Origin of the sequence: Microcoleus sp. B13-B6 (genome assembly GCF_036705405.1) — a bacterium.
GTDB lineage: Bacteria > Cyanobacteriota > Cyanobacteriia > Cyanobacteriales > Microcoleaceae > Microcoleus.
Genome location: NZ_JAUBUJ010000084.1, coordinates 20,184 through 39,118 on the forward strand (window position 1 = coordinate 20,184; position 18,935 = coordinate 39,118).

Annotated in this window: 25 protein-coding genes; 6 read left to right on the plus strand and 19 right to left on the minus strand. The window is 43.8% G+C overall.

Annotated elements, in window-relative coordinates; all coding sequences use genetic code 11:
* Positions 1 to 47: 47 nt before the first annotated feature.
* From QUB35_RS28660 to QUB35_RS28700, 9 genes are all read right to left on the minus strand, one after another.
* A complete protein-coding gene (locus QUB35_RS28660) occupies positions 48 to 587 on the minus strand; it encodes a Uma2 family endonuclease (protein ID WP_333145042.1) in 540 nt (179 codons plus the stop codon).
* Positions 588 to 642: 55 nt separating this feature from the next.
* Complete coding sequence (locus QUB35_RS28665) at positions 643 to 1,026, minus strand: hypothetical protein (protein ID WP_333145043.1); 384 nt, start codon at positions 1,024 to 1,026, stop codon at positions 643 to 645.
* 70 nt (positions 1,027 to 1,096) lie between these two features.
* The gene (locus QUB35_RS28670) at positions 1,097 to 1,366 is read right to left on the minus strand and encodes a MafI family immunity protein (protein ID WP_333145044.1); all 270 of its coding nucleotides are present in this window, start codon (positions 1,364 to 1,366) and stop codon (positions 1,097 to 1,099) included.
* Between the two features lie 19 nt (positions 1,367 to 1,385).
* A complete protein-coding gene (locus QUB35_RS28675) occupies positions 1,386 to 1,775 on the minus strand; it encodes an EndoU domain-containing protein (RefSeq protein WP_333145045.1) in 390 nt (129 codons plus the stop codon).
* 8 nt (positions 1,776 to 1,783) lie between these two features.
* Positions 1,784 to 2,710, minus strand: coding sequence for a hypothetical protein (locus QUB35_RS28680; protein WP_333145046.1), 927 nt, complete (start codon positions 2,708 to 2,710; stop codon positions 1,784 to 1,786).
* Positions 2,710 to 2,934 carry a hypothetical protein gene (locus tag QUB35_RS28685; protein WP_333145047.1) on the minus strand — a complete coding sequence of 75 codons (225 nt, stop codon included), beginning with the start codon at positions 2,932 to 2,934 and terminating at the stop codon, positions 2,710 to 2,712. The genes QUB35_RS28680 and QUB35_RS28685 overlap by 1 nt, the downstream gene beginning before the upstream one ends.
* Positions 2,935 to 2,978: 44 nt before the next feature.
* Positions 2,979 to 5,030 carry an FtsK/SpoIIIE domain-containing protein gene (locus QUB35_RS28690; RefSeq protein ID WP_333145048.1) on the minus strand — a complete coding sequence of 684 codons (2,052 nt, stop codon included), beginning with the start codon at positions 5,028 to 5,030 and terminating at the stop codon, positions 2,979 to 2,981.
* Positions 5,018 to 6,994, minus strand: a complete 1,977-nt coding sequence (locus QUB35_RS28695) for a hypothetical protein (protein WP_333145049.1) — start codon at positions 6,992 to 6,994, stop codon at positions 5,018 to 5,020. Before QUB35_RS28695 ends, QUB35_RS28690 begins: the two co-directional genes overlap by 13 nt.
* Positions 6,995 to 7,418: 424 nt before the next feature.
* The gene (locus QUB35_RS28700; RefSeq protein ID WP_333145050.1) at positions 7,419 to 7,862 is read right to left on the minus strand and encodes a hypothetical protein; all 444 of its coding nucleotides are present in this window, start codon (positions 7,860 to 7,862) and stop codon (positions 7,419 to 7,421) included.
* A gap of 196 nt (positions 7,863 to 8,058) precedes the next feature.
* Between QUB35_RS28700 and QUB35_RS28705 the strand changes: the two genes are divergently transcribed.
* The 3 genes from QUB35_RS28705 to QUB35_RS28715 all read left to right on the plus strand — a co-directional run bounded on the left by QUB35_RS28705 (position 8,059) and on the right by QUB35_RS28715 (position 8,897).
* Positions 8,059 to 8,271 (plus strand): helix-turn-helix transcriptional regulator, encoded by a 213-nt coding sequence (locus QUB35_RS28705; RefSeq protein WP_333102803.1) that lies wholly within the window; start codon positions 8,059 to 8,061, stop codon positions 8,269 to 8,271.
* 54 nt (positions 8,272 to 8,325) lie between these two features.
* On the plus strand, positions 8,326 to 8,538 hold the full coding sequence (locus QUB35_RS28710; RefSeq protein WP_333145052.1) for a helix-turn-helix transcriptional regulator: 213 nt from the start codon (positions 8,326 to 8,328) through the stop codon (positions 8,536 to 8,538).
* Positions 8,539 to 8,684: 146 nt separating this feature from the next.
* Positions 8,685 to 8,897 (plus strand): helix-turn-helix domain-containing protein, encoded by a 213-nt coding sequence (locus tag QUB35_RS28715; RefSeq protein ID WP_106149042.1) that lies wholly within the window; start codon positions 8,685 to 8,687, stop codon positions 8,895 to 8,897.
* A gap of 35 nt (positions 8,898 to 8,932) precedes the next feature.
* Here QUB35_RS28715 and QUB35_RS28720 read toward each other — a convergent pair whose 3' ends face one another.
* On the minus strand, positions 8,933 to 9,301 hold the full coding sequence (locus tag QUB35_RS28720) for a hypothetical protein (RefSeq protein WP_333145053.1): 369 nt from the start codon (positions 9,299 to 9,301) through the stop codon (positions 8,933 to 8,935).
* Positions 9,302 to 9,364: 63 nt separating this feature from the next.
* Here QUB35_RS28720 and QUB35_RS28725 point away from each other — a divergent pair, with 63 nt between their 5' ends.
* Both QUB35_RS28725 and QUB35_RS28730 read left to right on the plus strand, forming a co-directional pair.
* On the plus strand, positions 9,365 to 9,667 hold the full coding sequence (locus QUB35_RS28725) for a DUF2442 domain-containing protein (RefSeq protein WP_333145054.1): 303 nt from the start codon (positions 9,365 to 9,367) through the stop codon (positions 9,665 to 9,667).
* Positions 9,668 to 9,734: 67 nt separating this feature from the next.
* On the plus strand, positions 9,735 to 10,286 hold the full coding sequence (locus QUB35_RS28730; RefSeq protein ID WP_333145055.1) for a Uma2 family endonuclease: 552 nt from the start codon (positions 9,735 to 9,737) through the stop codon (positions 10,284 to 10,286).
* Positions 10,287 to 10,582: 296 nt separating this feature from the next.
* Here the strand turns inward: QUB35_RS28730 and QUB35_RS28735 are convergent, their stop codons facing one another.
* The 8 genes from QUB35_RS28735 to QUB35_RS28770 form a co-directional block, all read right to left on the minus strand.
* On the minus strand, positions 10,583 to 11,533 hold the full coding sequence (locus tag QUB35_RS28735; protein ID WP_006631110.1) for a F0F1 ATP synthase subunit gamma: 951 nt from the start codon (positions 11,531 to 11,533) through the stop codon (positions 10,583 to 10,585).
* A gap of 382 nt (positions 11,534 to 11,915) precedes the next feature.
* Entirely contained in the window at positions 11,916 to 13,433 is a 1,518-nt protein-coding gene (gene atpA / locus QUB35_RS28740; protein ID WP_333037344.1) for a F0F1 ATP synthase subunit alpha, read from the minus strand.
* Between the two features lie 111 nt (positions 13,434 to 13,544).
* Complete coding sequence (gene atpH, locus QUB35_RS28745) at positions 13,545 to 14,090, minus strand: ATP synthase F1 subunit delta (RefSeq protein ID WP_333102795.1); 546 nt, start codon at positions 14,088 to 14,090, stop codon at positions 13,545 to 13,547.
* 3 nt (positions 14,091 to 14,093) lie between these two features.
* Entirely contained in the window at positions 14,094 to 14,621 is a 528-nt protein-coding gene (locus QUB35_RS28750) for a F0F1 ATP synthase subunit B (protein ID WP_333145057.1), read from the minus strand.
* A gap of 86 nt (positions 14,622 to 14,707) precedes the next feature.
* Positions 14,708 to 15,193, minus strand: a complete 486-nt coding sequence (locus QUB35_RS28755) for a F0F1 ATP synthase subunit B' (protein WP_006631106.1) — start codon at positions 15,191 to 15,193, stop codon at positions 14,708 to 14,710.
* A gap of 97 nt (positions 15,194 to 15,290) precedes the next feature.
* Positions 15,291 to 15,536 carry an ATP synthase F0 subunit C gene (gene atpE / locus QUB35_RS28760; RefSeq protein WP_006631105.1) on the minus strand — a complete coding sequence of 82 codons (246 nt, stop codon included), beginning with the start codon at positions 15,534 to 15,536 and terminating at the stop codon, positions 15,291 to 15,293.
* Positions 15,537 to 15,664: 128 nt separating this feature from the next.
* The gene (gene atpB / locus QUB35_RS28765; protein WP_006631104.1) at positions 15,665 to 16,423 is read right to left on the minus strand and encodes a F0F1 ATP synthase subunit A; all 759 of its coding nucleotides are present in this window, start codon (positions 16,421 to 16,423) and stop codon (positions 15,665 to 15,667) included.
* A gap of 55 nt (positions 16,424 to 16,478) precedes the next feature.
* Entirely contained in the window at positions 16,479 to 16,940 is a 462-nt protein-coding gene (locus QUB35_RS28770; RefSeq protein ID WP_333145058.1) for an ATP synthase subunit I, read from the minus strand.
* Here QUB35_RS28770 and QUB35_RS28775 point away from each other — a divergent pair.
* Positions 16,929 to 17,339, plus strand: a complete 411-nt coding sequence (locus tag QUB35_RS28775) for a hypothetical protein (protein WP_333145059.1) — start codon at positions 16,929 to 16,931, stop codon at positions 17,337 to 17,339. The two genes, QUB35_RS28770 and QUB35_RS28775, sit on opposite strands and share 12 nt — an antisense overlap.
* 98 nt (positions 17,340 to 17,437) lie before the next feature.
* Here the strand turns inward: QUB35_RS28775 and QUB35_RS28780 are convergent, their stop codons facing one another.
* Positions 17,438 to 18,727, minus strand: coding sequence for a hypothetical protein (locus QUB35_RS28780; protein ID WP_333145061.1), 1,290 nt, complete (start codon positions 18,725 to 18,727; stop codon positions 17,438 to 17,440).
* Positions 18,728 to 18,935: the final 208 nt, after the last annotated feature.

Below are 18,935 nucleotides of genomic sequence, written 5' to 3' on the forward strand. Positions count from 1 at the left end.
AGAGTTTTGTGTGGCGTGCTGCTAAATGAAAGGTTGTAGAATTTAGTTTAAGCTAGCAATAGATCGACATCGATGCTAAAACCGATCAGGATTTGTTGGGTGCTCGCGGTATCGCCGGATCTAAATGTCAATATTTGATTTTGAGTCATCACAAATACTAAATGACTTTCGGGAAAAACTAGCCAAACTTCCTGACAGCTAGATTCTAAATATTCCTGTGCTTTGAGAAAGACATCTTCAGCAATATCGGTGGGTGAAACTATTTCGGCAATTAAGGGAAAACTTTGGGGTAAAGTGGCAAGATTGCCAAATTGTGCAACTAATTCTGGTGTAAGATAAGCGACATCGGGGCGGCGAATTTGTCGGTTGGTACGGCAAGGAACCTCGACATAAGCCTCTCCACCTTGTCCGCTAGAATCTTTGTAATTTTTCCAAGCATCCCCCAGGCTTAACTGAATTTTACCCGTCTTTAGTGTCATGCCATTTTTCTCCACAAGTTTGCCGTCTACCAATTCCATGTTGTCGGGCGGCTCGGTGATGAACTCTTCTAAAGTAAAATTATCTTGTACAGCAGTAGCAGTGACCATAGTCATTTCCTCGTTTTTACAAATCGGTTTCAGAACTTGCCTGTATGATGTTCGATCAAACCTTCACCAATGGCGCAAACTCCTCTAACTTCACTTGTAAGTCATCCACCAGCATTAAACGATACCTTTCGGTAGTTTTCAACTTGTGGAGAACATAACTAGCAAACTCATCTCGCCACTTTTTTCTATCAAGTTCATTCGAGATTTTCAGCGCTCTGATTGATAGGTTGTAAGGGTATTCTTCAAAGTTGAGCTCTTTATCATTTTCAAAATCATGCTTTCCTACTGTAAGAGTGATTGTTGAGTTACGAAACTCATACCAGTGGTCAATGCCATCAGAAACCAGCTCTAATTTCAGAGCCAATATAAACTCTAATTCTTTGATTAAATGTTCGATGTCCTGTGGAAAGTCTACAAAAATATCTAGTGTGCGAGACATAAAAACCTCCTTTATTGAAACTCAGTAAAAGTGATGTCATAGATATCGCCACGGGCTGAAATGAGCCGAATTATACAGGAGTTACCTGCACTTTTAACATCTCCCAAGTTTCTCGTTCCATGTTCAAAATATTTCCCACTTCTTGCAATAGTTCATAAGCCTTTAAATCAATGGAAATTTCTTCTTCAAGGAGAATATCGCACAAAGTCTCTAACGCCAAATTCCACTCGCCAGCATTGATGTAAGATTGAAGGAATTCTATTTGAGCGCCCGAAAAAACTTCCTTAAGTTGGGCAAGGACTTCATTAAGTTTCTTTACCACAATTTTATAGTCAAACATGAGTCTATCTCCTTAATTATTACGGGTTGGGCGATATATTAGTCGGAAAAGCTGTGATGACACCTCTGCCATCTGGTTCTACAATTACCCTTATGTTAACACCATCTCTAGTTCCATCAATCTGCCATTTCACTGGATTTCCTGTCTTAGTGTATTTAGCACCCGCCTTTCCATTTTGCTGGAACCAGATAGAATTAGGGTCTTGAATCACCTCCGAAATATAATTCATTATCTGCTGGTCGCTCCAGCGCGCGGGAAATTCACTTTTACCAGAAATTCCTCTACCAGGGCCGTGACCGCCTCCTGTGGTGTCACTATCGAGAATGTGTGTCCGTTGCTGAGAGTTGATTTGAGATAGATTATTGACATCAACTCCACTGGGAATATTGCCTGAAGAATTATTGCTCATAGAAGGAGTTACTTAAACTTTAGCAAAGACTTAAGATAAGTATAAATTAATTCTTTTTTCCAAAGTATATGTTCATAATCAATGGTCATAGGATGGATGGTAACATTGACCCCGTTTTCTTGAGATTGAAGTCGATTTATTTGGTGCTGACATTTAGCATAAGTATCTCTAGGTACATAAAATTTGACTTCACCTCCTCCATTTTCCTGAAGATAGTTAACATATTTCTTGGCTGCTGCGTTAATGCCATTAATGGAACTAGGTTTATAGGCTTTTGCATCACAAATTAAACGGTGAGATGTTAGATAAAAATCTGGTTTACAGTAATCTTTGCCATTTTTAAAATTAAGTTTAGGTTTGATTTGTAAACTTGACAGGAGATTTTCTGTATCATCAGAGTCTAACAGCATTTTCAATAAGACTAATTCTCCTTGATCGCCTTGTAGTTGCGTATTCGGTTTTTTTTGATAATAGTCACTGGCGGGATTTTGGGTTAAATCAGTGAGTCTTTCTGTCGCGTTGGGATTTTCATACAACATCCAAGAATCACCCGGAAGGTTAGCGAGTTCGAGGGCTAACCATACAGGTACACCTGATTTAAGGGCCGTTGTCAAAAAAATCTCTGTTTGCGCCATCGCATCTTGAATAGAAGTATCATTAACAGCCGTATTAGCCAATTTAGTTGTTGGAGAACTGATTGAAGGTAAGAACGATTGTACTCCAATCATCTCCTGAATTAACTCTATTTGATTTTGAGTTAACTTCATGCGGCTCATTTCCTCACAGCAGATTTCCAGAATGTCAGAAATCTCTCGCTTTAGCTCATATATATCGCAATCCGGTAAATATTTAGCACGAGTTTGCACCTCAGCCAAGCTATCAAGAACTTGACTGAGCATTGACTGAAGCACATCGCACTCTTCGTTGATTCCCATTAGCCTCCTACAGTTTTCATGATGTCCTCCGCTTGTCCGGTGGCTACTTTTAACGTTTTAATTGCTTCATCACAAATTTCATAAATCTGCTGAACTTTAGCTCGTGCTTCAGCTATACTGGCCTCTGGTAGCTGCCCTGCTTGTGATTTAGCGTCATCTATTAGCTCAACCATTTGGTTCATTGTTTTTTGGAAGTCTTCTACTTGACCCACTAAATCGTCCATAACTTACCTCACTACACTTGTTATGTTATGTTAATACAAATTTTTTAGTTAAACAAGCTATCTTTAGCCCAGATATCTTTGGGGACGTGAGGAGTAGCAATTAGTTTGGGTTCTGCATCTAACCCTCGATAGATTGCCCTTCCTTTGGGATTAACGGGTAAACTAGCTGCGCGATCGTCATCTAGTAGTCTGGTGCTAATATTAGATTGGACGCGAAAAACAATGCGCTCGTCAAGATTATATAAGATTTGACTGGGAGTTACGTTCGTATCGGCAGGTTGTTGAGTGCAGTAGAAGATATTAATATCGGCAACGCGAGACTTCAAAACTAAGGTTTCTAAATCTCTATAGATATTACCTTTGATAGACCTTTCTGCGTTGACAATTGATGCTGCTTCATCAATGAACAATATAATTCTATGATCTTGGGTGTTACACTTAGCTCTCAATTGAGCTAAACTTTCAACATCTTGGGTAATCATCTCATTAAGCCGTTGCTTATATTTTTGGACAAGGCTATTCAGGAGAGAGGCAAAATCTTCAAATTCTGTTACGAGTTTAACATTTGAATAACGTCTGACGATACGATGATAATCTAAGCCTTCCTTAAAGTCAGCAATATAAATTTCTCGTTCAGCTTTGATTTTGTAACTGGCATACAAAAACTGATATATGATCGAATTGATAAAGTTAGTTTTGCCAGATTTTGGTACGCCAGCTACCAGCCGATGGGCAATATCTTCAAAATTAGAAAGACAAGGATCTCCACTTTCATCAACTCCGACTATATATGTATCTTCATTAATTAAATCACCATAATTTTTGATTACCTCCTCAATGGGTAAAATTTCTGGGAACATTTTTACTGTTTCTTCTAATGACATTTTATTGACTGGTGGAATACCAATGCGGAAAAACCCGCTAATTTCTTGAACTGTCGCCAGCCGATGCAATGGCTTTAAATCAACCATTCGAGATGGGGACGGAGTTGATGACAACTTCGCTAAACCTGAACCATCTGAAACAGCATTATATAGTTGCGGTAGATTGGGATTTTGGTCTGAGGTGATGCCACCTATCAGGGGTGGCTGACTTTGATGGTACAATGATGGTTTCTCGGGAAGACTGACAGAATTGCCAAATTTTCCTAAGCCTTTTTTTTCAGGCTGGATTGCATTTACAATTGACATTTGACTGTTGTTTTTCTGCCAGCCTTCCCATTCAATAGCACTTGAAATATCTACGTTTTTTGTGGCTTCCAAGCTTTCGGAAAATCCGGGTTTATCTTTGCTAACTTGGATGATTCGGCATCGTTTTCCGTGAGGTGTTTCTTTGATGGCTTCATGGATGAGAGCGTCGAGGACGGGAAAGGCATCGGCACGATTTTCTGCTAGGGCTTTGATGCTATATTGGAATAGGTCGCTGTTGGGATAGGACTGTTGGTATTTTTGGTAAAGTGCTGATGTGACTGAGAGAATGTTGTCTTTGATTCCGCTGGTGCTGGCGTTAACTTTCTCTAATTGAGCGAGCATTTGGTTGATGGCATTTACCCACAAGGATTTTTGAGTGGGGTTGTCATAGGTTTGCAGGGTGATTTCTAAAATGAGTTTGCTGTCTAAGCGGTGGATGACATCGCAGACTGCTGACATATCATTGGTTTGATTTGCCTCGAAAAGGTGAGGTAGGTAGTAATTTTGCGGTGCGATGAATTCTTCATGTTTGAGAATTTCGCCAATTGTTTGCACCCATTCTAAGTTTTGGAATTGGGTAAGGTTTGGTTGAGGGGTGAGGGTGAAGAATTGGCTTAATTTGCCTTTGGTGAGGAGGCTGAGGATTTGTTGGGAATTTTCTGCGGTTTCGGTGTTATTGGGGTGATTGATTAAGAGGTAAGTTTTGAGTTTGGGGGATTGATTGGGATCATATATGTAACGGAGGGAAATTGTTAGGTTAGTTCCAAGGTGGCTAATTGAGGTTATTAGCTGCTGTTGGGTTTGTTGGAGGTTTTTACGGAGTTCAGTTTTACTGGTTTCCTGAGTAGTCTGCTTAGGAGTAATCTGTAAACACAGAATATATGATTGATTACTTATTCTTTCCATTGATTATTTAAATTGTAGAAAATAGACTGTGTGTCTTTCACTTTTTTCTCTCTTATTTGACGTTCTTTAGTCAAAAATGGAAACTTTATGACTATTGTTACTATTAATATCATGATGAGCCAGATCCATCCATAATTAGCTGTCACAAAACTAGCTATGACACAATATAAAAAAACTAATAAGACTTTCTTGAATTCGGAGTGGTTAATATGGTCTAACAAATGCAAATCATGACCTATTAATTCAAATATTGTCATGAATAAATCCTCTAATGCGGGTGTTGATGCCACGGTGTAGTTTAAGAAGTGTTGAAGAGAAAAATCTGTTTTAATCAGTTCAATTAAAGAAACCTTTATGGCTTTCAAATCAATTTGAATTTGGTAGTTTTGGTTGTAAGTATAAAATTTTATACTAGAAAATACAAATTTTTCGTCTTGAACACACACTTTTTCAGGGATAGAAGTAACTTTATTAGCATAGACAATATTAGCGAGAACACTAATAGCTTCTTTGATCAAAAGTTGATTTGATTCAACTTTCCTCTGCTCTGCTGCTGTTTCGGAAATTTGTTTTCTTAATACTTCTATCCAAATATCAGTATTTGAGAGGTATTCATCCTGCTTGTTTTGCAGAAATTGTTTCAACACTGAAGCCGATCGCCTATATTGACTCCCAACTGATTCTGCGGATGCTATAGAACTTACAAATCTTGTTGAAATCTGACTTTTTAACTGATTAGCTGATGAGATCCGATTCTCCATCTGTGCGATGGTTAAATCTTTTGGCTCAGGTTTATCTATCGTGTACTCAAAATTAAGCGTTTCTAATACCGTATAAGCATCAGCATTTACTCTAGCTAACTCCTGCTTATAAGGATTCAACAGCCTCACCGCTGCATTCCGCAACTCTGTCTTTTCCAACAACAACTGGCTCAAAGTTTTCAGCTTTCTGCTTAAATCTTTACTTGTATAAATAATCTCTACCGCACCTATTATCAATGACGCTTCATTGTTGGGATTATGTAAAAATTCTTCCAAAAGCCCATAAAGATATTCCTCAATCTCAGCAGAGCGTTTAAATAATGACTGAGATTGCCGCAGCACCACTTCTTGCAATTTTGGATTTTTTTCTTCCAACAACAACTTGCTCAAAGTTTTCAGCCTTCTGCTTAAATCCCTTGCTGTATGGATAATCTCCGCAGCATTAATTCTAAATGATATTTCCTGGTTGGGGTTATGTAAAAACTCTTCCAAAAACGGATAGAGAAAATTCTCAATCTCAGCAGATTCTTTAAAAATCGACCCAGCTTGAAGTAGCGCCTCCGCCTGTACAAGTAGATTGGGTGATATCAATCCCAAATAAACCCCGCGCCCGTGTAATTCGCGAATGACATCTTTTACTAACTCTTGATAATTCGGAGAGTGATCGTTACCAGCGAATAACTCCTCAACGGGCCCATACACCCAAAATTCTAGGTTTCTTTGATATTCTGCCGTTGTTTCTCCTCTGGTGTTTAGGCGCGGAATTCTGTTAATTTCTATCAGCTTACGATCGCGAATTTCCCGGCGAATGCGATCTAAAGGCTCAGTAAAACCGCCCCCTTCTCGATGTTGTAAACTCTGTCGAGAATATCCGATCGCCTCCAACGCCGAAGCCGCCGCCCACCGAGTCAAATCGTTGCTAACTTCCCCCTTCCCCTTGACTTCCTTCGCGATATCTCTAAGCACATCCCAGTCTGCTAAAGCCTCTTTAACGTGATAGTGTTTTGCAGCCACGCCTAAGCCTTGTAGCGCTAGAGCCCGCGTGGTTAGTGATGCTTGAGTTTCCCAGATATTGACGAAAAAAGGAACAGCGCGATCGGGATTGTTTTCGGCAAAATCAAAGAATGTCTGGATTTGTTCTCCTACATTCCGGTAGCGATCGGGTAAATCGCCTCCGCCTGGGATATTTGAAAGGTTACTCATGGGCTTAACTCAGATAGAGGGGGAAGCGCATGGAGAAATTATAACTGTTGCGGCCGAGCTTGTACCAATTTTTTGAATGTTTGCCGCGAGTAATTCCTGTAGGGGCAATCCCCCCGTGGTAGCCCCCATCTTTCGGGCGGGCACGGGGGCACCGCCCCTACAGGGGGGGACAGGAGTTTATGGGAGTTACGCATACCAAAGAAACCGGGTTTTTTACTTTAGCTAAAGGCTGGGCGTGCAACATTCTGGCCAAAAAACTCGGTTTCTAACCACCCCTGCGTTTAGGAGTAATTTAGAAATGTTCCAGCAGAGATTTCTCTTGTGCGTAAACCTTTCGCAGCGACTCCACGGCTATTCGACTTAACAGAGCTCAGATCCCCCCTAGCCCCCCTTAACAAGGGGGGGACAAGAGTTCAGACAGCATTTAGAAATGTTCCAGCACATATTTTTCCTGTGCATAAACCTTTCGCAGCGACTCCAGGGCGATCGCCCCCAACATCAATTTAATCACCCCCACCAAATTTCCCCACTCCAACAATTCAGAAACACAAACAGCTTTCTGAAATCTATCCGCATAGAAATCCACCCAAAAATCCGGCGCGTGTCTCTCTTTCTGACTCGCTATCCGGCGCTTCCAATAACCAAAATCTAAACCAGAGGGCGATTCCACTCCCAAAACTGGCGGAAAGTCGGCATAACTCACAAACCGACTCATCCCTTTAGCGTGCACGTACAGGATATGCGCCCAGCACTCGAAGCGATATATTTGTTCTACCTTGATTTTCAGCAGCCGCGCGATCGCCTCTTTCGTCACAAACCGGCTCAATCTGTGTCTGGGGGTTGATTTTGGTCGAAAGCTTGCTAACATAGTTGGTACATCCCACTTGATGGGAATTTTCAATGGTTGGTACATCCCACTTGATGGGAATTTCAGATGGTTAATAAATCCCAGTTGATGGGATTTGAACTTTGATAGGCGATCGTCCTTGAGTTTTCCAGGCCTAGGGGCGATCGCTTTTTACAGTATAATTGTATGACTTATATCAATCATCTGTCAAGAGGTTATGGGTTTAATTAGATTGCGGGTTCGAGAGTTTGCTGCTGAGAAAGGCTGGACGATCAAAGAGGTTTCAGAGCGATCGGGCGTAGTCTACAGCACGCTGAGAACCTATGCCCGATCGCCCGGATTAGCAACAGTTGACGTGACAGCCTTGCACAAGTTGGCGAGGACTTTTGATGTGTTGATCGAAGATTTGTATGAGATTGTGCAGGAGTGAGCGATCACTCTTTACGATAAAATTTTATCCCAGAGTAAATCTAGTTTTTTGTCAATGGGTTTAATTAGATTGCGGGTTAAAGAATTTGCTGCTGAGAAGGGCTGGACGATCAAAGAGGTGTCTGAGCGATCGGGAGTCATTTACAGCAGACTCACCACCTATTCACGTTCTCCGGGAATGGCAATGGTTGATTTTACTTGTCTGCTGAAGTTGGCACGTACTTTGGACGTGATGGTGGAAGATTTGGTTGAGGTCGTCAAAGAGTAGCTTTTGGCTGAAACCAGGCTAATATCATAGATAAATCCTTTTTCAAGGGATTTGAATCGGCGATCGACCGTCAGTTGTGCAGACCTTGGGGCGATCGCTTTTTGGGATAAAACTATCCTATGATGGTACACCATCATTTGTCAAGTATGGGTTTAGTCAGGCTAAAAGTCAGAGAATTCGCTGCTGAGAAAGGTTGGACGCTGAAAGAAGTTTCAGAGCGATCGGGAGTAATTTACAGCACCGTCAGACACTACGCCCGCTGTCCGGGAGTGTCCACCATTGACTTCATTTCCATACACAAATTGGCCCGAACCTTTGATGTGATGATTGAAGACTTGGTGGAAATTGTGCAGGAGTGAGCGATCGCTTTTACGAACTAATTATCCAGTCAATATTACTCGACAGTTGCTAGCATCTGATTGACAGACACGCTTTGTTGTAGCGCTTCCCAATCCGATGTAACAGGTTGGTAAGAACAGTAACACACCACAATTCGCTCCTCAGTATCAGAAGCAGAAAACTGCTGAACGCGAGTAACTACCCAATCTCCATCTTTCCCGTGGGTGACTCCATTACCGGGGTCAGATAAATTTTCATAATCGCGGGTTTTGTCCCCTACTTGAGGAATTTCTGGGTTTTCTTCCCAAGTCCAATTTTCCCAAAGTATATTAGTGAGACCGCCCCTCGGCATAAGCTGACGTTGTTCCCAGCCGGGAGCACTCATGCTTTCGGTTTTGTAGACAATCCAGATTTTTTTGGCCATTTTTCCTCCCTTTCCTTTAATCTTGGTAATCTTGCCACATATCCTGAAATAATAACTTTTTTAATGGTTGAGTTGCTAGAAATCCCCCAAGCACAAAACGTAGTTGTTACAGACGACGCGCTAACAGTCGATCTATCCGATGGTCGTACTATTTCTGTTCCTTTAGCTTGGTATCCTAGGCTATTGCATAGCACACCAAAGGAACGCAATAATTGGCGATTTATTGGTGGAAATGATGGAATCCACTGGCCTGATATTGACGAAGACATTAGCATCAAAAATATTATTCTCGGTAAACCATCTGGAGAAAGTAAGAAGTCATTTCAGCGGTGGTTAGAAGAACGTAAAAAATCCGATAGAACCTGAGTATATCGCCTAAAATAAGTTAATTCAGCAAAAAGTCATAGTGAGATATAAGCAAGGAGCGATCGCGATGACATTAACTACAGCAAAATGGACAATAGATCACTACCATAAAATGATCGAAGCCGGCATTTTAAACGATCGCAAAGTCGAATTACTAAATGGAGTAATAGTCGAAATGGTACCCGAAGGAACGGCGCATACTTATTTTAGCGATCGATTTGCCAACCGATTGCGAGTCGCATTATCTACGAGAGCCCAAATTCGCGAAGCCAGACCGATTACTCTGCCAAATAACTCAGAACCAGAACCCGATATTGCCGTCGTTCAACCTCTCAACGATATCTATCTGGAACATCACCCATATCCAGAAAACATTTTTTGGCTGATTGAATATGCTGATTCCAGTTTGACTAAAGACTTAGAGGAAAAAAGCAAGATTTATGCAGCAGCCGAAATTCAAGAATATTGGGTTGTTAACCTGCGCGATCGACAATTAATTGTGTTTCGCTTCCCGGAAGGCGATTTTTACCAGCAGCGAAATACTTTCCGAACGGGCACCATTGAACCCCTTGCTTTTCCCGATCTTACCATCCATATTTCTCAACTAATGAACAGGTAAATTATTGCCACCATACATCCCACATTCCGCACCCCCAACTGGCACACTACGAATTTTGGTTATTCGATCGCCTGAAACTGCCGATCGTTGCCACGAGTGATCGGTATCTTTGTATAAAAAAAAAACTTAATTTTCGATCCAACTCCCGAAAAAACCGATTGTGACAGTCTCCGTGCGGAATGTGGGATATCTCAAGGTAAGTTTAGATCGTCGAATTTTTTTGTATTTTTACTAAAAAAAAGCGCCTGAGTTCCCCCAGACGCATACCATAAAATTAACAAATTGTCAACCCTAACCTAACCGTTCAAAGCCTCAGCACCGCCGCAAACTTCCAGGATTTCCTGAGTAATTGCCGCTTGCCGCGCCTTGTTATAAGTCAGCGTCAAACTACCGATCAAATCGCTAGCATTCTCACTAGCATTATTCATCGCCGTCATCCGCGCTGCCAACTCGCTAGCAGCAGACTCTTGCAAAGCCCGCAGCAATTGGTTGTTCAAATACAAGGGCAAAAGAGCCTCCAGAATTTGCGCCGGATCTTGCTCGAAAATCATGTCTCTGGGCAAGCTCTTCGTAGGTGAAGCAACCTTCTCGCGCGATACTTGAAACTGTCCGCCTTGCGATGTCAAGCGGAAGATTTCATCATCGGGAGTTTCCAAACCTTGGGGGTCGAGGGGCAGCAAAGTTTGAATTACCGGACGCGAACTAATTAGCGACACAAACTTGGTGTAAATTAGCTCAACTCTGTCCACAGTTCCCGACAGGAACAACGAAAGCAATTCGTCAGCAATTTGTGCCGCTTCCGGTGCTGTGGGAATTTGTTCTAAGTTAGCGTAAGTAGCATCAATCGGCTGTTCGCGGCGCTGGAAATACTGAGTAGCTTTGCGTCCTACCAACACGTATTTGTAGTCTAAGCCTTCAGCTTTGATTTCCTTAGCGCGATTTTCGGCGTATCTGATGATGTTGCTGTTGTAGCCGCCGCACAAACCCCGATCGCCCGAAACTACCAACAGTCCCACAGATCGCACTTCGCGTTTTTTCAGCAGCGGCAAATCCAGGTTTTCAAACTGCAAGCGTTCCGCCAAACCGTACAATACCTCTGCCAGTCGATCGGCAAAAGGCCGAGTAGCAGTCACCTGTTCTTGAGCGCGGCGCACCTTTGCAGCGGCCACCAAGCGCATTGCTTCTGTAATCTTTTTAGTGTTCTTGACCGACTTAATGCGATCGCGAATAGTTTTCAGATTTGCCATAACTTTCTCCTTTTTTCTTAGCTTTTATTCTGAGTTCTTAGTTCCTAGTCATCAATTTTTAAGCTTGTGCGCGATCGAGAAACGGCATTTTTTAACCCACCGTAGGGACACGGCACTGCCCATTCGTGTCAACTTAAGCCGAAATCCCGCCAGGGACTGAAGTCCCTGTCTAATAGCGAAAGTCCTCTGAAGAGGACTAATAATTTCTTCAGTCCTCTTCAGAGGACTTTTGCTTTGAGACAGGGGTTTTAACCCCTGTCGGACTGCGGGCTTAACGTGTTTTTTGACACCAATGGGCAATGCCGTGTCCTTAATCTAGGGACACTCCAAGAGCCGTGTCCCTAACAATTTCACCCGCTAATCACTAATGACTAATGACTAATTACGCAGAAACCAAGAAACTTTGCTTGTATTCAGTGATGCCTTCTTTCAGCAGCTTCTCAGCTTCATCAGTCAAAGCCTTTCCGCCTTGAACAATTTCGCCGTACTTCGGCTTGCTAGTCCGCAAATAGTCGCGCAAACCAACAGTAAACTTGCTGACTTTTTCCACTGGAATGTCATCCATATAGCCGTTAATACCGGCATAGATTACAGCCACTTGTTCGTTCATCGGCAGAGGCGAACTTTGCGGCTGTTTCAACAGTTCCCGCAAGCGCTGACCGCGCGACAATTGATTTTGAGTAGCTTTATCCAAGTCAGAAGCAAACTGAGAAAATGCTGCCAGTTCTTCAAACTGCGCCAATTCCAATTTCACCTTACCGGCTACTTTTTTCATCGCCTTAGTTTGAGCCGCCGAACCTACCCGCGATACCGAAATACCGGGGTTTACTGCCGGACGCAAACCAGCGTTAAACAAGTCAGAAGAAAGGAAGATTTGACCGTCGGTAATCGAAATTACGTTCGTCGGAATGTAAGCAGAAACGTCACCAGCTTGGGTTTCGATAATTGGCAAAGCAGTCATGCTGCCTTCGCCCAAATCGTCGCTCAATTTAGCAGCGCGTTCTAGCAAGCGAGAGTGCAGGTAAAACACGTCTCCGGGATAAGCTTCGCGACCGGGAGGACGGCGCAGCAACAGAGACATTTGGCGGTAAGCTTGTGCTTGTTTGGAAAGGTCATCGTAAATGACCAAAGTGTGCTTGCCTTTGTACATGAAATACTCGGCTAAGCTAGCACCTGTGTAGGGAGCCAAGTATTGCAGTGTTGCGGGGTCGCTAGCGTTGGCTGCTACTACGATCGTGTAGTCCATCGCGCCCTTTTCTTGCAGGACGTTGACGATGTTAGCTACTGTAGAAGCTTTTTGACCGATCGCTACGTAAACGCAGATCACGTTTTCCGATTTTTGGTTAATAATCGTGTCGATCGCGATCGCAGTTTTACCGGTTTGTCTGTCACCGATAATCAGTTCCCGCTGTCCTCTTCCCACCGGAATCATCGCATCAATAGCGGTAATTCCTGTTTGCATGGGTTCGTAAACTGAACGGCGAGAAACAATCCCCGGTGCCGGAGATTCAATCAAGCGAGATTCAGTAGTTTTAATTTCTCCTTTGCCGTCAATCGGACGGGCCAAAGCATCAACTACCCGTCCCAACATTGCTTCACCCACGGGGACTTCAGCAATTCTGCCAGTAGCAGTAACTGCCGAACCTTCTTGAATGCCGAGGCCTTGGCCCATCAACACTGCACCCACGTTATCTTGTTCGAGGTTCAGTGCAATGCCCACGGTGCCGTCGGCAAATTCTAGCAATTCCCCAGACATAGCTTTATCCAAGCCATAAATCCGAGCAATGCCGTCGCCTACTTGCAGAACAGTACCGACGTTAGAGACTTTTACGTCTTGGTCGTACTGCTCAATTTGCTGGCGAATAATGCTGCTAATTTCGTCAGGTCTGATTGCTGCCATGTCAGTTGTTTTTTGTCAGTTGTTTGTTGTCAGTTGTCAGTTATCAGTTGTTCAAAACTACCAACCGTTAACTGCTAATTAAATTAGCTAATAGTCATCAGCTATTAACTCTCAGGAATTCAAGCGAATTCCTAGACGGCGCAATTGTCCCCGCAGGCTGGCATCAATTACTTGAGAGCCTACTTTGATTACCACACCGCCGATTAAATCTGCGTCTATTTTGGTTTCAATTTCTACGCTTCTAGCGCTGGTCATCGCCTGCACTTTCTCGCGAACAGTCTGCTGTTGAGCGTCTGAAAGCGGGACTGCCGATGTAACTTCAGCCAATACTGTTTGGTTTAGTTCTCGGAGCCTTGCCAAGTATTGTTTGCCAATCCCTTCTAAAAAAAGAATTCTTCCTTTGTCTACTAATAGCTTCAGAAAGCTGTGCATCAAGGGGCTCATTTCTTCACCCGCTATTTGCTGAATCACGGCTTTTTTAGCATCCGGTTTTACCAGCGGATTGGCTAAAAATTGACGCAAATCTTCCGAACCTTCTAGCAGGCTCAGCAAGGAACGAATATCTTCGCCGAACTTCTCTGAGAGATTGTTGGACTGAGCCAGTGACATCAAGGCAGATGCGTAAGGCTGTAAGACTTCTGTGCTGACTGTACTCACGTTTTAGCCTCCCAGTAACGCAATGCTGCGATCGATTAATTGGTGTTGAGCGCCGTCGTCCAAGCTAGTTTTTAGCTGGCTTTCCACCTTTGCTAATGCCAGAGATACAACCGCCGATCGCAGTTGGGCGATCGCTCTTTCCCGCTCCGCTTCCAACTCTTGACCTGCTGTTGCTCTCATGCGTTCAACGTCTTGCGCTGCCTGAGCTAGAATTGTTTCTTTTGCTTTCTTGGCAGTTTCTTCAGCAGCGGCACGAATTCGTTCGGCTTCTGCTTGCGCTTGAGTCAGTTTTTGCTGTTGCTCTGCTAGAGCTGCTGCTGCATCTTTTTGGCGTTTTTCTGCTTCTTGAATCGCCTCTTGGATGGCCGAACGCCTCTCTGTCAGGATTTTACCTACAAATCCGCGCCCGAAATAAAACAGCACTGCAATAATAATGACCAGGTTAATCAGGTTGGTTTCTAAAATATCGAAATTTAAACCGAAACCACCTTCGCCGCTAGCTTCTGTGGCTAGCAATAAAACAGTCCCCATGATACTCTTCCATAATTGCGCGTGCAGATTGGGTGAAGCGATTTTAGATTTGAGATTCGCTCAAAAATCTAAAACTCTTCGGCTCGCTATTTGGCCAGCGACTGCCCTAATAGCTTTTCGAGAATTTGGCCGCTGAGCGCGTCTACTTGTTGTTCTAGTGAGCGCATTGCTTCTTGCTTTTGCTGCTCTATTTCTTGCCCAGCCTTTTCTCGCGCGACTTGAGCTTCTTGTTGAGCCTCAGCTACTTTTGCTGCCCCAATTTTTTGGGCATCAGCTTGAGCAGCAGCAATTACTGATTGAGACTGTTTGCGAGTTTCTCCCAGTTTTTGCTCGTACTGCTGCGCTAGTTGCTGAGCTTTTGCCAAGCGTTCTTGGGCGGAGACTTGAGTGTTGCGAATGTAATCGGCGCGATCGTCAATTGACTTGCTGAGCGGCTTGTAAAAAATTACATTCAAGACTGCGACTAGAATTAAAAACTGCACCGCCATCAGAGGCAGCGTAGCATCTATATCAAACAGTCCCCCTTCCTTAGCCGCTTCTTCAACTGCTAGTAATACTGTCCAGTGCATCATGATTTTTTGACGGCTTCCATCTAATTCGCTTAATCGATTTTAGATTTGAGATTTTGGATTAGAATCGCCAAAACCTCAAATCTAAAATTTCAAATTATTATGCGAAGGGGTTGGCAAACAGCAGCACTAGGGCTACGACCAAACCGTAAATTGTGAGCGCTTCCATGAACGCCAAACTCAACAGCAAGGTGCCGCGAATTTTACCTTCTGCTTCCGGCTGACGGGCAATCCCTTCTACAGCCTGACCTGCTGCATTACCTTGACCGATGCCAGGGCCGATTGCAGCTAAACCTACTGCCAAAGCGGCGGCAATTACGGAAGCGGCAGCAACTGTTGGGTTCATGATGATTTTCCTTATCTAAAGTACAAAATTGAGAACAGATAGTCTAGAGAATTGTCCGATTTTACGGGAGGAAGTTTGAGTTCAGAATTTTTCTTTTTCCTCCTTCATTCTTCGCCGTTTATCGTTAGTTAATCGTGGTGTTCTTCGCCGTGACCGCCTTCTAGAGCTTCACCAATGTAGGCGGCGGCTAAGGTAGCAAAAATCAAAGCTTGAATTGCACTCGTAAATAGTCCCAGAACCATCACTGGCAGAGGAACAAATAAAGGCACTAGCAAGACTAGCACTCCGACCACCAATTCGTCCGCAAGAATGTTGCCAAACAAACGGAAACTTAGGGACAGAGGCTTAGTGAAATCTTCTATGATTTTGAACGGCAACATGAAAGGCACCGGTTCAACATAGTGGGCGAAATACCCCAAGCCGCTTTTGCTGAGACCTGCATAAAAATATGCTAGAGAAGTCAGCAGTGCAAATGCTACCGTCGTGTTGATGTCAGCGGTAGGAGCTCCCAATTCGCCTGATGGCAGCTTAATCAGCTTCCAAGGAATTAGAGCACCAGACCAGTTTGACACAAAGATGAACAGAAATAATGTACCAATAAACGGTACCCAAGGGCGATATTCTTTTTCCCCAATTTGGTTTTTAGCCAAGTCCCGAATAAATTCCAGCGCATACTCCATAAAATTTTGCATTCCGCTGGGAATTCGCTGGATTTTGCTGGTTCCTAAAATCGAAACTACGACTAAAACGGCAATTACAAACCACGAGGTTAGAAAAACCTGCCCGTGCACTTTCAGATTGCCGAGTTGCCAGTACAACTGCTGCCCAACTTCCAATTCGGCGAGGGGGAAACGATTAAAGGTGTTTAGAACGTCAAGCATTGCCATTCAACGGGCTTCCCCATACAAATCGATGAGTTGAGTTTTGCTCGAATTGCCTGACTTACCTGTAGTCTAGTGCTAATGCACTTCGGATCACGTAAACCAACAGCGCAGCTTTGTAAGTCAGAAATCCCAAAAATATCGGTAAAATCTGTAGCTGATTCCACTGTGTTCCTACTATCATCACCGCTAAAAACACACCGAGCCTTGTCTTGCTGATGCGCTGATTTTGGCTGCCGATTCGTTCAACGTCTCTAGCCAACATCTTTAAGTAAACCACACCTGTGCTCGCCCCAAGCAAATAATTCAGGGCAATATTGAGCGAGTAAAAAATCCAAACGGAGATAAAAATAATCGCCGTAAAAGCAAGGGTGTACGCCAACAACTCTTGTTGGAGGCGATAAAAGTCTTGCATGGGATTCGTTGTCTCGGACGAGACTGTCGAGACTGTCGAGACTGTGCCAGCTTGAGGAATATCCTCGGTTGCTGGTGTGGGTTCGGTGGGTGTGTTTTGCGTGTTCACGAAGCTCAGAAACTAATGCAGGTAGCAGGCGAGTGCTTTGCAAACTCAGAAAAATCATACCACGCGGCGGTAACAATACTTAAAATAAAATTAATCATATTTTTTACTTTACTGGTTTCTAGGAAGAGCCTGGGAACCGATGTCACTCTTGCTCTGCCTCGCGTGGCGAAGGGTAAATTGGAGGCTCTTCTCGCCTATCTGCGTTACCAGGCAGAACCGACTGAACGCATCATCATTTTTAGTCGGCGACCGACGACTTTCACTATGAGACAGGGGTTTGCAACCCCCTGTCGGACTGTCGGGCTGTCGGATTGTCGGGCTGTCGGATTGTCGGGCTGTCGGATTGTCCAGAAGACCGACAGGGAATTAATTCCCTGTCTCATAGCACAAGTCGGTTAAAAACCGACTGAAATCCTATAATTTTTAGTCTTCTTGCAGTCGTCTTCAGAAAACTACTTCACCGCATTCAGCTTGAGGATTGCTATAACTGATAACAGTTAAAAGTCCCCATTCAACGTGGTAAAATTGGCTGCGCTTAGAGCAGCAGGTTGGACTCCGGTAACAACCCCTAAAATTTGTCCGGTAGCAACAATCCGAATCGCTGTATTGCTACCCGAAGCATCTAAGGCAATTCCTGCAAATGCAAGTCCGTTGGTGAGGGCGATCGCATCTTGACCCGCCGTAAAATCCGCCATAACATCGGCTTCAGATACATTGGAGGCCGCTGCATTCACCCGCAGTACAAACAGATCGTTTCCAGCTTCACCTGTCAGAATATCTCTACCTAAGTCACCTACCAATTGGTCGTTACCTTCTCCTCCAACGAGCACATCGTTGTTTTGTCCGCCACGTATGAGGTCGTCACCCGAACCGCCAGAGAGCGTATCATTTCCGAGGTTTCCAGCGAGAATGTCATTGCCGGCGTTGCCATCGATGCGATCGTTATCGCGACCGCCCCAGAGGGTATCGTTGCCGTCGCCTCCTAGTATAGTATCGTTGCCGGCATTGCCATTTACCCGATCGACCGATGGCGAGCCTTGGATCAAGTCGTTACCATCTAAACCTTGAACCAATAGATTGCCGACTAGAGCTGGATCGATGGTAAAGTTATCGGCATTGGTTGAGAGGTTGAAGAAGAGGCCATTGGGGCCCAAGGGGGAAGGAGAAATGGTTCCAGGTGTGAAACCATATTGAAGATGATCGACTTCCCAGTTATTTTTACCGGGCATGGACAATCGAATTGATGAGATCCCGTTTTGATTGACCACTCCTAAGAATCTATCTTCTGAGGTTGTACGCGAAATACTCTCATCACCCAGCGAAAAGGGACCGATAACCCCCAGAGATTCTCCCGATGGCCCAAACGCCTCAAATAACGTGTTATTTAACAGGTCGCCAGACAGGGGTGTGCCGCCACCATTCCTGCCAATATCCGTCCAGACAATTCCAGCATGGGTTGGTAATTGACCCCCAAGTGCATTAGCGGAAAAGTTGAAGGTAAAGCTGCTAGTCCTCAAATTCGAGAATAAGCTGCTGCTGTTTCCTCTGGCCTGACCATCAATAACACCGTCATCGCCGTCCACCGAGTCGCTGAAGGTTGTTGCAATATTTGTTGTGGCAAACTCAGGAACAGTAACACCCGGTGTATTTAAAGCGCCGTCTTCAAAGTCTTCCAAATAAAAGTAAGTGAACCTAACTGGGCTAAATGGGCTGATGGCACTTCCTGCTGATGGATTGTTGAAAGCCCAGTAGGGCAGTGGACTAAAAAACTGAGGATTGTTAGACATGGTGTCTTGAAAGTAAATGGTACTTAGGAGTTCTATTTCCGCTGAAAATGAGGGGATATGGTAAATAAATCGTTCCCAACCAACAACCTACATTCAGCGATTGCTCGCCCTGGCTACAAACTTTTTACCATATAAGCTGTTGCACATTTAAACTGTGATACAATCATTACCCTTATTTTTGATTTTGCGACCCCATTTAATTATTAAT